The organism is Corynebacterium sp. UMB0012, from assembly GCF_030216265.1.
GTDB lineage: Bacteria > Actinomycetota > Actinomycetes > Mycobacteriales > Mycobacteriaceae > Corynebacterium.
Window position 1 is genome coordinate 68,974 of the sequence record NZ_JASOKQ010000001.1, and the last position, 12,931, is coordinate 81,904.

General features: G+C 61.7%; 10 protein-coding genes. 5 read left to right on the forward strand and 5 right to left on the reverse strand.

All coding sequences use genetic code 11. From position 1 onward, the window contains the following. Positions 1–176 precede the first annotated feature (176 nt). The gene (locus tag QP324_RS00360) at positions 177–1,619 is read right to left on the reverse strand and encodes a GH32 C-terminal domain-containing protein (protein WP_284813821.1); all 1,443 of its coding nucleotides are present in this window, start codon (positions 1,617–1,619) and stop codon (positions 177–179) included. 12 nt (positions 1,620–1,631) lie between these two features. Then, positions 1,632–2,786, reverse strand: a complete 1,155-nt coding sequence (glgA, locus tag QP324_RS00365; RefSeq protein ID WP_284813823.1) for a glycogen synthase — start codon at positions 2,784–2,786, stop codon at positions 1,632–1,634. A 109-nt stretch (positions 2,787–2,895) separates the two neighbouring features. On the opposite strand from glgA, the gene glgC reads away from it, so the two are divergent. Then, on the forward strand, positions 2,896–4,113 hold the full coding sequence (gene glgC, locus QP324_RS00370) for a glucose-1-phosphate adenylyltransferase (protein WP_239277895.1): 1,218 nt from the start codon (positions 2,896–2,898) through the stop codon (positions 4,111–4,113). Here glgC and QP324_RS00375 read toward each other — a convergent pair. Continuing rightward, positions 4,110–4,757 (reverse strand): O-methyltransferase, encoded by a 648-nt coding sequence (locus tag QP324_RS00375; RefSeq protein WP_239277896.1) that lies wholly within the window; start codon positions 4,755–4,757, stop codon positions 4,110–4,112. The two genes, glgC and QP324_RS00375, sit on opposite strands and share 4 nt — an antisense overlap. A gap of 151 nt (positions 4,758–4,908) precedes the next feature. On the opposite strand from QP324_RS00375, the gene sigE reads away from it, so the two are divergent. The 3 genes from sigE to QP324_RS00390 all read left to right on the forward strand — a co-directional run bounded on the left by sigE (position 4,909) and on the right by QP324_RS00390 (position 6,660). Continuing rightward, entirely contained in the window at positions 4,909–5,553 is a 645-nt protein-coding gene (gene sigE / locus QP324_RS00380; RefSeq protein ID WP_239277897.1) for an RNA polymerase sigma factor SigE, read from the forward strand. Between the two features lie 85 nt (positions 5,554–5,638). Beyond that, positions 5,639–6,088, forward strand: coding sequence for an anti-sigma factor (locus QP324_RS00385; RefSeq protein WP_239277899.1), 450 nt, complete (start codon positions 5,639–5,641; stop codon positions 6,086–6,088). A 23-nt stretch (positions 6,089–6,111) separates the two neighbouring features. Further along, positions 6,112–6,660 (forward strand): twin-arginine translocase TatA/TatE family subunit, encoded by a 549-nt coding sequence (locus QP324_RS00390; RefSeq protein ID WP_239277901.1) that lies wholly within the window; start codon positions 6,112–6,114, stop codon positions 6,658–6,660. Between the two features lie 5 nt (positions 6,661–6,665). Here the strand turns inward: QP324_RS00390 and QP324_RS00395 are convergent, their stop codons facing one another. Continuing rightward, positions 6,666–7,796 (reverse strand): Mrp/NBP35 family ATP-binding protein, encoded by a 1,131-nt coding sequence (locus QP324_RS00395; protein ID WP_239277902.1) that lies wholly within the window; start codon positions 7,794–7,796, stop codon positions 6,666–6,668. A gap of 105 nt (positions 7,797–7,901) precedes the next feature. Between QP324_RS00395 and QP324_RS00400 the strand changes: the two genes are divergently transcribed. Then, the gene (locus QP324_RS00400) at positions 7,902–8,642 is read left to right on the forward strand and encodes a hypothetical protein (RefSeq protein WP_284813828.1); all 741 of its coding nucleotides are present in this window, start codon (positions 7,902–7,904) and stop codon (positions 8,640–8,642) included. A 452-nt stretch (positions 8,643–9,094) separates the two neighbouring features. Here the strand turns inward: QP324_RS00400 and QP324_RS00405 are convergent, their stop codons facing one another. Beyond that, a complete protein-coding gene (locus QP324_RS00405) occupies positions 9,095–12,835 on the reverse strand; it encodes a multifunctional oxoglutarate decarboxylase/oxoglutarate dehydrogenase thiamine pyrophosphate-binding subunit/dihydrolipoyllysine-residue succinyltransferase subunit (RefSeq protein ID WP_284813829.1) in 3,741 nt (1,246 codons plus the stop codon). Positions 12,836–12,931 lie beyond the last annotated feature (96 nt).

The window sequence follows — 12,931 nt, forward strand, 5'->3', positions numbered from 1 at the left end:
GGGCGCGTGTGAGGGAGCGAGGGGAGACGCGGCCCAGCGGAGTGAGGCCGAAAACGCGCAATCCCGCCCTTGCGGCTCACCAGGAGAGGCGGAACCGCGCTGGGCGGCTGCGCTGGTGAGCGCGAAGGGCGGGGTGAGGAGGGACGGGCCGGGTGAGGCGGCGCTGAGAGCTGGGGTTAGAGCTTGGAGCCGGAGCGCTGCCAGTCCTGCTCGATGACGGCCTCACCGGAGGTCTCGACCCGCAGGCCGGAGCAGCCGCCTTCGAAGTAGACGCGGGAGGCCATGGCGATGAGACCGCCGTCGACGAAAACCTCGACCGTGGAGCCGTCTTGGATGATGGTGAGGGTATCGGAGTCGCCTTCGGCAAGCGTGGCGGTGGCGGGTTCGGAATCGGCGAAACAGTGGTCGAAGGCCTTGTTCATGGAGCGATCGAGGCTGATGTCATCGCCGGAGTGGCAGATGGTGGCGGCGGGGTCACCGGCGCCGTCGAGAAGTGTGACCGTTACGCAGGAACCGGACGGGACCTCCATGACGCCGGTCCAGGAACGGGCGTAATCGGAGAGCTTGACGGCATCGGGCAGGCCGCGGGCGGGGGCTTGGTAGAGGACGCCGCCCTCGAGGGTGACTCGGCGGGGCAGGGACAGGGCATTGGCCCAGCCTTCGGCCTCCCAGGAGGCGTGCTTGGTGGCGTCGTCGCCGCGGCCGTTGCCGTTGAGGAGACCAACGATGACGGCGCGCTCGTAGCGCTGCTCTGGGGTGAGAGTGCCGGTGGTCGTATTGGTATTGCGCGGACGGGAGAAGTCGTGGCCGAAGTCTACGCGGCGGAAGCCGGAGACCACGGTAAAAGTAGTGCCCTCCAGCCGGCCGACGAGGTAGCCGGAGACGTCGCGGCCGCCGCGCTCTAGGGTGACGAAGAGGACGTCGTAGATATTGCCGTCGACCTCATCGCGCAGGCGGACCAAGCGCGGGGAGACGACCGGCGGGATGGGCGAGGTAGCGGGGACCTCGCCTTCGAGGAAGCCAGGGTCGCCGTCGAACTTGAGGCTGCCGCGCAGCTGCCAAGACACGCCATCGGCAGATTCGAGGATGACGGGAACCGGGGCGTCGGAGTGGCCGGTGAGCGCGAGCATGAGCCAACCGTCGTGGCCGTCATCGCGGTCCTCGGAGGCCCAATCGGGCACCACGGAGGGGGAGCGGAAGTGATCGAAGTTGCGGGTATTGCCTACGACCTCGCCAAAACGAACGACATTGGGGTCGAGGGCCTGGGGGTCATCGGAGACCTCGCAGATTTCGTCCACGTCGGCGTAGCGGGCGAGGTGAACGGCGATACCGGCGGCGGTCACGGAGGTGAAGTAGAGGTGGATATCGTCCGGGCCTTGGGCTACGGAACCTGCGCGCAGGGAGAGCTCGCCGCCAACGGGGGCGAGGACATCGTCGCAGTCCAACCAGTCAAAGGGAGACTCTTCGGAGTAGGTGTGTCCCCAGCGGGCAGGGGAGTCCGCGGTGGGGCGGTACTGGTAGAACAGGTGCCAGGTATCGCCGTCGCGCAGGATACCAGCGGGGGCGTCGAGGACGCCGTCTTCGGGGACAAAATGCAGTTCGGGGCGGTGAGTTGTCACGGCTATCCTTCCTTAAATCAAGCTGCGGTAGATATCGACGGTCTGGGCGGCAATGGTAGCCCAAGAGAAATCGCGGATGGCGCGCTCGCGGCCGGCGCGGCCAAAATTGGCGGCGCGCTCTTTATCGACGGCGAGGTCATTGACGGCGGCGGCGAGGTCGGCTTCGAAGGCGGCGGTAGCGGCGGCGTCGTATGGCACCAGCACACCGGTCTCGCCATCGACCACAACCTCCGGAATGCCGCCTACGTTGGAGGCGACAACGGCCGTGCCGCAGGCCATAGCTTCCAGGTTGACGATGCCGAGCGGCTCGTAGATGGACGGGCAAACAAACACATCCGCACCGGAGTAAATCTGCTGGACCTCGTTGCGCGGGAGCATGTCCTTGACCCAGAAAATACCATCGCGCTGGGCGCGCAGCTCATCCACCAGCGCCTCGGTCTCCGCCGCGATTTCGGGCGTATCGGGCGCGCCGGCACACAGCACCAGCTGGATATCCGGATCGAATTTCTGCGCCGCCTGCAACAGGTGCTTCACGCCTTTTTGCCGGGTAATGCGGCCGACGAAGGCAACGATGGGGCGTTGCTTATCGACGCCCAGCTTGTCCAACACATCTCCCTCTCGTGGCTGCCACAGCTCGGTGTCGATGCCGTTGAGGACAACGTGGACCTTGGAGGCGTCGATCCGTGGGTAAGCATCAAGGATGGAGTCCTTCATGCCGGCGGAGACGGCGATGACGGCGTCGGCATATTCCATGGCGTTCTTCTCGGACCACGAGGAAACGTCATAGCCGCCGCCGAGCTGCTCGCGCTTCCACGGGCGGTGCGGCTCCAGCGAGTGGGCGGTGACCACATGCGGAATATCGTAGAGCTGGGCGGAGAGGTGGCCGGCAAGACCCGTGTACCACGTGTGGGAATGGGCGATGTCGATATCGGAGGCGGCATCGGCCATGCGAAGCCCAGTGGACAAAGTCTTAAGCGCGCCATTAGCACCCTCAAGTGCGGGGTCCACGCCGTGGACAAATACGTCTTCTTCTTCGCGCGGGGAGCCCATGCAGTGCACGGAGACATCGATGATATCGCGCATAAAACGGGTGAGTTCAGCTACGTGAACTCCGGCCCCGCCGTAGATTTCCGGCGGGTATTCTTTGGAAAAGATTCCGGCTCTCATGCCCACCCAGAATACGTATCTCTGGTGCCGCGTGCAGAAATACGGGATGGGGGTAGAAATGTGCATATATCTGCTGCGAAATGTGGGATTTGCGGTTAGGTTTGGAAACGTGAGAAGCCTGCCAAATGTCCTAGCCATCGTCCTCGCCGGCGGCGAGGGAAAGCGTCTTTTTCCCCTGACCGAAGACCGCGCTAAACCCGCCGTGCCTTTTGGCGGTTCCTACCGCCTCATTGACTTTGTCCTGTCCAATCTGGTCAACGCCGGTTTCCTCAAGATTGCGGTGCTGACCCAGTACAAGTCCCACTCCCTGGACCGCCACATTTCCCAGGCGTGGAACTTAGCAGGGCCGACGCCGCAGTACATTGCCTCGGTGCCTGCCCAGCAGCGCCGCGGCAAGCGGTGGTACAACGGCTCCGCGGATGCCATTGTGCAGTCGCTTAACCTCATCTATGACGAGAATCCGGACTACGTCATCGTCTTCGGCGCAGACCATGTCTATCGCATGGATCCGGCGCAGATGGTAGAAGAGCACATTGCCACGGGGCTGGATTGCTCGGTGGCCGGCATTCGCGTGCCGCGCTCGGAGGCAACGGCGTTCGGATGCATCCAGGCCGATGGCATGGGAACCATCACGGAGTTCGTGGAAAAGCCTGCGGACCCACCGGCTACGCCGGATGATCCGAATATGAGCTATGCCTCGATGGGCAACTATGTCTTTACGGCGCAGGCGCTTATTGACGCCCTCTTGGAGGACGAAAAGAACGAGGACTCGGCCCACGATATGGGCGGCGATATTATCCCGTACTTTGTGGAGCGTGGGCAGGCGCATGTTTATGACTTCATGGCCAATGAGGTGCCGGGGTCTACCGAGCGCGATCACGGCTACTGGCGCGACGTGGGAACCATTGATTCCTTCTATGAAGCGCACATGGACATGATTTCGGTGCATCCGATCTTTAACCTCTATAACCGGAATTGGCCGATTCACTCCACGGATGACTCCAATTTCCCTCCGGCGAAGTTCGTGCAAAATGGCATCGCGCAGTCTTCGATGGTGGCGCCGGGCTGCATCGTCTCTGGCGGCACGGTGCGCAATTCCGTGCTGGCGTCTGATGTCCACGTGGCCGATGGCGCCACGGTCGAAGGATCGGTCATCCTGCCGGGCGTGCGCATCGGCCGTGGTGCGGTGGTGCGCCGCGCGATCCTCGATAAGAACGTCGTCGTCAGCGATGGCGCAATTATCGGCGTGGACCGCGAGCGCGATGAGGAGCGCTTCAAGGTTTCTGACGGCGGCGTGGTTGTCGTCGGCAAAAACCAGAAGGTCTAGAGCTTCGTTACGAGGGTGAGTCCGGACCCCAACGGCAAGCGGGTGACGTTCGCGCCCTCGAGCTCGCGCAGGTACTCGTCTGCTTCGCGGGCGGCGGCGGTGTCGCGGTCGGTCCGGGAGACGTCGGCAAGCGTGCCATCGAGCAAAGAATTGGCCAAGACCAGGGTGCCGCCTTGGTGCAGCAGTGGCCACGCGGCCTTGATGATGGCGGGGAGCTCGAGCGCGGCGACGTCGGCGTAGATGACCTGGTAGGCATCATTAGCCAGGCGGCCCATGACCTCGAGTGGGCGAGACGGCAGGAAGCGGCCGCGTGAAGATGCATAGCCCGCCTCGCGGAAGGCGGTCTTGGCGCTGCGCTGGTGCTCAGCCTCGGGGTCGATGCAGGTCAAAATGCCATTATCGGGCATGCCGGCAAGCAGGTAGAGGCCTACTACATTAGCGGCCGGGGTGATCGCCACGGACTGGGGGCGTTCGGTAGAACCGGACGAGGCGGCCGTCAGCGTGGTGAGCAGCTGGCCCGTTGATTCATCTGGAACGGGCAGACCGTACTCATCGGCGTGGTCGCGCGCGCCACGCAGGGCCGCGGAGGGCTCGCTGGTGGTCTCGATATAAGAACGCAGTGCTTCATATGCGGTAGTAGTCACGTAATAAACCTTAGGGAAAAGTGTTCGCAAATGTGGTAAAAACGCGCCTAGCCAGCAAGGTTGTGGTAGGTGGGGATAATGTGACGGACTCACAGGAAATTATCAGCACTGTGGCTGGAGTTTCACTTTGAAGTATAGAAAGATGACATGCATGACAACAACGAAGCGCGATGCCGAATCCCTTCAGCCCGCCACCCCTGAGGCGGCGTTGACCGGTACCGCGGCGTTCGATGCCGGCGAAGCCGACATGCCCGCTTGGGGTGATCTCGTGGCCGAACACGCCGATGGCGTTTATCGCTTGGCGTACCGACTCTCTGGTAATCAGCACGATGCAGAGGATCTCACCCAGGAAACCTTCATGCGCGTCTTCCGCTCCCTGGATAAATACCAGGCCGGTACGTTTGAAGGCTGGCTGCACCGCATTACCACCAACCTCTTCTTGGATATGGTTCGCCACCGCTCCAAGATCCGCATGGAGGCCCTGCCGGAGGATTATGAGCGCGTGCCCGGCACGGATATGACCCCGGAGCAGGCCTATACTGTGGCCAACTTGGACCCGGCGCTGCAGTCTGCGCTCGATGGTCTGGCTCCCGATTTCCGCGTGGCCGTGGTGCTGTGTGATGTGGTTGGCATGAGCTATGACGAAATTGCAGAAACCCTAGGCGTCAAGATGGGTACGGTGCGCTCTCGCATCCACCGTGGTCGCTCGCAGCTGCGTGCGGCACTCGAAAAGGAAGCACAAACCAATGCGGAAACCCGCATGCTGCTGCGCACGCGTTTAATCACCGCGCGCTAAACTTTAAAGAAACTGCATAGTCCCCGCTGCCGGCGGGGACTTTCCGTGTCACTGAAGGCCAAGCAACTAGTGGAGGAGGGTGTCGATGGACTCGCTGCGAGGACGCCGGCCCGTGTCCATGCTGGGCGTGCGCGGCGGATTCGATACTGCCCAGGCCAAGGCTCGCGATAAGGCGAAAGCCAAGGCTCGGCGCAGCGATACCATCGGGCACCTTGGCCCTGAGGCTGTCGTTGCCTTCGTAGATGGGGAGATGGAACCGAAATTCATGCACCGTGTGCGCATCCATTTGGTGCACTGCGCCGAGTGCCGCGCGGATGTGCACCAGCAGCGCCATGCCTCAGAGTGGGTTCGCCACTGCGCGGATTCCGCGAAGGTCAAGGCACCGCAATCCCTGCTGGCAAAGCTCGCGGGCATTGCCACCGAAGAGGTTGCTCCCGGGCCGGATGCTGCAACGCCTGTGTACCGGCCGCAGCAGGATTTCTTGGACAAGGTGGAGATGGTGGTTCGCGCAATCAAGCACAATCAGCGCGGCTAAGAGTGAGGGACTAGTATTTAACCGTGTTTTCTTCCATTGGTTGGCCCGAGATTTTCGTCATCGTACTCTTGGGCATCATCGTCATCGGCCCGGAGCGCATGCCCGAGGTGATTAAGGATGTGCGCGCGGCCATCTACGCGGCGCGCAAGGCTATCAATAACGCCAAGGCGGAACTCAACGGCGAGATGGGCTCGATTACCTCGGAATTCGATGACATCCGCGGCCCGCTCACCCAAGCTGCCCAGTGGACGCGCCTAGGCCCTAAGGGTGCAATTACTAAGGCGCTTTTCGACGGCGACGATTCCGCCTGGGACGATTTCAACCCCAAGAAAATGGCAGAAAACGTCAAGACCGCTACCGCGCCACAGGAGCCGGAGCAACAGCCGCAGTCCCAACCGCAGCAGCAGCGCCCGAGCTTCGACTACTCCCAGATCTATGCCGAGCAGCCGCAGCCAGAGCCCCAGCAACGCCCCCAAGATTCCCAGTCGACGGAGCAGCCCGCGCCCGAGAAAAAGCCGCCACGCAGTGGGGAAGAATCCACCGGCGGCGGCTTGTGGGGCGATGTAACCTAGGGGGGTTAGTTCACGCCTAGGTTGAGGTTTTTGCCCACCAGGGAATCGGAGCGGATGGCCAGCTTATCGGCCACCGCCTGAATCTGTTGGGCGGCGGGGGACTCGGGGGAATCGAGAACAATCGGCGTGCCGGCATCGCCACCGCTGCGCAAAGTGGGATCCAGCGGCACGGATGCCAGCAGCGGCACCTCGTGGCCCAAGATGACGCCTAGGCGATCGGCCACAATCTGTCCGCCGCCGGAACCAAAGACATCCATGGTGGAGCCATCCGGCATCACCATGGCTCCCATGTTTTCAATTACGCCGGCCACGCGCTGGCGGGTCTGCTGGGAGATGGATCCGGCGCGCTCTGCCACCTCTGCCGCAGCGGCCTGCGGGGTGGTGACAATGAGTAGCTCTGCATTGGGAATGAGCTGGGCTACGGAGAGGGCGACGTCGCCGGTGCCCGGTGGCAGATCCAAGAGTAGGACGTCGAGGTCGCCCCAAAAAACGTCAGCCAGGAATTGCTGCAGAGCGCGGTGGAGCATGGGCCCGCGCCAGACCACTGGGGCATTGCCCTCCACAAACTGCCCGATGGAAATGTGCTTAATGCCATGAGAAATCGGCGGCAGCAGCATCTCATCATCGAGCACCGTCGGACCGTCGGTGCATCCCAAGAGGTTAGGCACGGAGTGGCCGTAAATATCGGCGTCCACAATGCCAACCTTGAGGCCCTTCTGGACCAGCGCTGCGGCAAGGTTTACGGTCATGGAGGACTTGCCCACGCCGCCCTTACCGGAGGCCACCGCGAAAACGCGAGTGGTGGAATCCGGCTTTGCAAATGGGATTTCCGGCTCGGCCTGGCCGCCGCGGAGCTTCTTCTTGAGCTCGCGACGCTGCTCATCGCTCATGGCTTCCATCGTCACCGTGACGTTTCCAACGCCCTTGATATCCTCTACCGCAGCGCGGGTATTGGACTCGATGGTGGACTTCATGGGGCAGCCAGCGATGGTGAGGTAAATTTCCACGGCCACGTCATTACCGGTGACGGTAACGGACTTCACCATGTTGAGCTCGGTGATGGGGCGGCCGATTTCGGGGTCTTCGACGCGGGAGAGTGCCTCGCGTACGGCGGATTCAGTAATAACGCTAGACATAACCCTTGCCATCTTAGTCACGCCGCAACAGGAGGTAAACACACCCTCGGTGTAGAATCAGCTAGACGCTCACGTGCCGCTAACTAAAAGGAGAAGAGTATCGCTATGCGCAGCTTTGCCCGCCCCGCCCGCGCCATTGCCGGTGTGGTGCTGTCCGCAACGCTGCTTACCGGCTGCTCTTCCCAGTTCGATACCAACCCCTTTGCTAAGAGCTCCCAGAGCGAGCCCATCGGCATCTTGGTGGATACCAATGAGACCGACCAGCTGGTCCTTGCAGAGATCTACCGCCAGGAGCTGATGGGTCAGGGCCGCGAGGCGTCCATTGTGAAGGAAGACATCTTCCAAGAGACCAAGGGCGGGCGTTCCATGAACCCGGGCGGCAATTTCTATGTGGGCTGCACCGGCGCGTTCCTTAATATCCTCAATCCCGGTGAGGCGCGGGCGATTTCTAAGGATTACAAGAAGGCACAGAAAGCTTCTGAGCCCGGCGGGGAGGACTACCTGGCGCGGACCCACATTGCGCTCATGTCGAGCTTGCCCACGGATACCACCACGGTCGAGCCTTCCGGTGCCAGCGGCTGCGAGGAGGCTGAGCCCGAGTTGCCAGAGAATTTCGTGGTGCTCTATCAGGACGATCTCTTCGACCGCGAAGAGCGCCAGGCCGTGGCCTCGCTGACTAAGTTCCTTACCCAAAAAGATCTCTCTGACATGGCCGAAGAGGTAGAAAACGACGACGCCAGCGCGGAGAAGGTCGTGCGCTCCTGGATGAATTCCTCCGGCGTCGACATTGCCCATGAAGAAGGCGACTCCGATTCTTCCGGCGGGTCGAATCTCACTGGTTCTTAATATTTGACCATTGGCAGGTTTGTGTGAGTTTCCCGGGCTTGTTGGCAACTTGGAGCTCCCGCTGGTTAGCAACCGGCAGACCAACACCTCCACAGGATCAAGGACACGTGTGACTCGATATGGAACCATTCTGGGCTTGTGAATTCCGACGCTAGTGCTTTTCATTGCTCCCGGGTTTGAGTGACAAGCATCCGCGACACGATTGGACATATCGAGTAAGCGCGCTAATTCTTAACCCGCTCCCTTGGCGCTCATGGGAAAGCGACCGCCAAGACAATAGTGTTCCGCTGGTGAGCGCGAAGGAATCGGAGATGAGAAAAGACGTGAGAGGGCAAGAACGCCGAGGGAGTGCTCCGGCAGAAGCAAGAACAGAAGCTTTACTAATGCTGGTGTCGGCATGAATAAACCCCAGTGAGGAGGTCCTCACTGGGGTTTAAACGGGGTAGAGGCGACTAGATATCGAAGGCCTCTTCCAGCAGGTTCTTCTGCTCAATCTGGTGCACCTTGGCGTTACCGGTGGCAGTCGAGGACTGAGCACGGCGGGAAACGCGTACCAGCTCCGGCATATCCGGAATCAGGGTGCGCAGGTGCTCGTTGTAGAACGGCCATGGGCCCTGGTTGGCCGGCTCGTCCTGAACGAAGCGGACCTGGGTGGCATTCGGGTAAGCCTCGAATGCCTCGCGGAGGCGGTTGAACGGAATCGGGTGGAGCATCTCCACGCGGACGATGGCGATGTCATCGCGGCCGTCGGCCTCGCGCTTCTTTTCCAGATCCCAGTACAACTTGCCGGAGACCAGCATGATGGTCTTGACCTTGTCGGTATCGCCGACCTTCTTGCCGTTGATATCAACGAAGTTCGGGTCATTGATAACGGACTGGAAGCGCTTGACCTCGGTGAAGTCTTCCACAGCAGAGGTGGCCGCCTTGTTGCGCAGCATGGACTTCGGGGTGAAGACGACCAGCGGGCGCTTCATCTCACCGAGGGCCTGACGGCGCAGCAGGTGGAAGTGGTTAGCAGGGGTGGAAGGCTGAGCCACGGTCATGGAGCCCTCAGCGCACAGCTGCAGGTAGCGCTCGATGCGGGCGGAGGAGTGGTCCGGGCCCTGGCCCTCGTAGCCGTGTGGCAGGAGGAGTACCAGGCTGGACAGCTGTCCCCACTTGGCCTCACCGGAGGAGATGTACTCGTCAATGATGGTCTGGGCGCCGTTCGCGAAGTCACCGAACTGTGCTTCCCAGGCCACAAGGGCGTCTGGGTTGCCCACGGTGTAGCCGTACTCGAAGCCCATGCCGGCGTACTCGGTGAGCGCGGAGTTGTAAACCATGAACTTGCCACCGTTGCCCTTGGAGGTGGCGACCGCGTGCATCGGGTTGTACTCGTTGCCGTTGCGCGGGTCGAAGGTGACGGCGTGGCGCTGGGTGAAGGTACCGCGACGGGAATCCTCGCCAGCCAGGCGGACAACCTTGCCTTCGCCGGCCAGGGAACCGAAGGCGATGAGCTCGCCCCAGCCCCAGTCGATGCCGCCCTCACGGGAGGACTTCTCGCGCTCTTTGGCTACCTTGCCCACGCGCTTGTGGTACTCGAAGTCCTCTGGTGGGTTGCCATAAGCGGCACCCAGCTCGGCGAGTTCCTCGGCGGTGATGGAGGTATCCAGGCCGCGGGTGAGCTCCTGGGAGGAAGTGATGCCGGTCTGCTCCTTCGGGCGAGCCTTGCCGGCTTCCTTGTGCTCGGTAAAGACGGATTCCATCTGGTCGTGGAAGTCGCGTGCGGCTGCCTCGGCGTCCTCAGCGGAAAGGTCACCACGGCCGATGAGGTCGTTGGTGTAGTGCTCGCGCACTGCCTTGTGCTCGTCGATGACGGAGTAGAGCTCCGGTTGAGTCATGGACGGGTCATCGGCCTCGTTGTGACCGCGCAGGCGGTAGACCATGAGGTCAATGAAGACGTCCTTGCCAAACTGGCGGCGGTACTCGGCTGCCATCTGACCAACCCAGACAACTGCCTCTGGGTCATCGCCGTTGACGTGGAAGACCGGGCAGTCGAAGCCCTTGGCCAGGTCGGTGGCGTAGTGGGTAGAGCGGCCGGAGTCCGGAGTGGTGGTGAAGCCCACCTGGTTGTTGACCACGATGTGGACGGTGCCGCCGTTGGTATAACCGCGCAGCTGGGACAGGTTGATGGTCTCCTGAACAATGCCCAGACCGGTGAAGGAAGCGTCGCCATGCAGCATGACCGGAACAACGGTGTGGCCTTCTGGACCCTTGTCCAAGGTGTCCTGCTTAGCGCGGGCGATGCCCTCCATGACCGGATCGACGGCCTCGAGGTGGGATGGGTTGGCGGCAAGGGTGACCTTGATTTCGCCATCGCCAAACATCTGCAGGTGGTGGCCCTCGGAGCCCAGGTGGTACTTCACGTCACCGGAGCCGCCGAGCTGGCCGCCCTTGTAGTTGCCGTCGAACTCGCCGAAGATATCGGCCAGTGGCTTGCCCACGATATTGAACAGGACGTTTAGGCGGCCGCGGTGCGGCATGCCGATGACGACCTCGTCCAAATCCTGGCCGGCGGCGGTATCAATGATGGAGTCCAGCAGCGGGATGAGGGTCTCGGCGCCCTCGAGGGAGAAGCGCTTCTGGCCCACGTACTTGGTTTGCAGGAAGTTCTCGAATGCTTCGGCGGCATTGACCTTCTGCAGGATGTACTTCTGCTCCGCGTTGGTCGGCTTCGGCATACCCGCCTCCAGGCGGTCCTGTAGCCAGCCGCGTTCATCGCGGTCGAGGATGTGGGTGTATTCGGAGCCGACCTTTAGGGTGTAGGCGGCGCGCAGGCGAGACAGCACCTCGCGCAGGGTCATCTGCTCCTTGCCGCCAAAGCCACCGACGTTGAAAGTGCGATCCAGATCCCAGATGGTCAGGCCGTGGGTCGCGATGTCGAGGTCGCGGTGGTCCGGGTTAGGCAGGCCCGGCTGTACCCAGCCCAGCGGGTTGGTATCGGCCAGCAGGTGGCCGCGGGAGCGGTAGGACTCGATGAGCTGCATGACGCGGGTGTTCTTGTCCACGCCGGAGTTCGGCACGTCCTGTGCCCAACGGAACGGCTCATAAGGCACGCCCATGGAGGAGAAGAGGTCGTCCCAAAAGGCGCCGTCGACAAGCAGCTGGCCAATGGTGCGCAAGAACTCGCCGGACTCTGCACCCTGGATGACGCGGTGGTCATAGGTGGAGGTCAGGGTAACCAGGCGGCCGACGCCCAAGTCTGCCAAGCGGTCCGCGGAAGCGCCGGCGAACTCGGCCGGGTAATCCATGGAGCCCACGCCGATAATGGAGCCGGCGCCCTTAGTCAGGCGGGCGATGGAGTGGCGGGTGCCGATGCCGCCTGGGTTGGTGAGGTTAATGGTCACACCAGAGAAGTCATCCATGGTGAGCTTGTTCTTACGAGAACGGGTAACGATGTCCTCGTAGGCCTCAACGAACTCGGAGAAAGACTTGGTCTCGCACTCCTTGATGGCGGCGACGACCAACGCGCGGGAGCCATCCTTCTGCGGCAGGTCAATTGCCAAGCCCAGGTTAATGTGCTCCGGCTGGATGACAAAAGGCTTGCCATCCTTTTCCTCGTAGCGCACGTTCATGTCTGGGTGCAGCTGTACGGCCTTAACCATGGCGTAGCCGATGATGTGGGTAAAGGAGATCTTGCCACCGCGGGTGCGCTTGAGGTGGTCATTGATCATGGAGCGGTTTTCCCACATGAGCTTGACCGGCATATCGCGCACGGTGGTAGCGGTAGGAATCTCCAGGGATTCTTCCATGTTCTTCGCAATGGCCTTGAACATGCCCTTGAGCTGGCGCTCCTCGCCGCCCTTATAGTCCGCAATGCGGTCGAGCGGGGACTCGGGCTTCTTTACGGATTGCTTTGCCTTGGCGGTCTTTTCCTGCGCCTTGGTCACGGACTTTTCTACGTTAGTCTCGCGGGCCTCCTGCTTGCGGGCGGTAGTAGTACCCTCAGTCTTCTTTGCGGCAGGCTTAGACGGCTTCTTCGCGGCCTCCTTGGCTGGGGCCTTAGACTTAGGCGCGCCGTTTGCCTCGAAGTAGTCGCGCCACTCCTTATCTACGGAGCTAGGGTCCTTGGAGTACTGCTGGAACTGCTCGTCTATCAGCCACGCGTTGGGGCCGAAGATATTCGATGTGCTCACGGCAGGTATTCGCCTCATTTCTCTGCTTTAAAATGGTCGTTTATTCGACTTTAGTGCGGCCTTTGGACAAGCGCATAGGCCGCTCGCCAAAGAGTCTGCCTACATGATACGGGT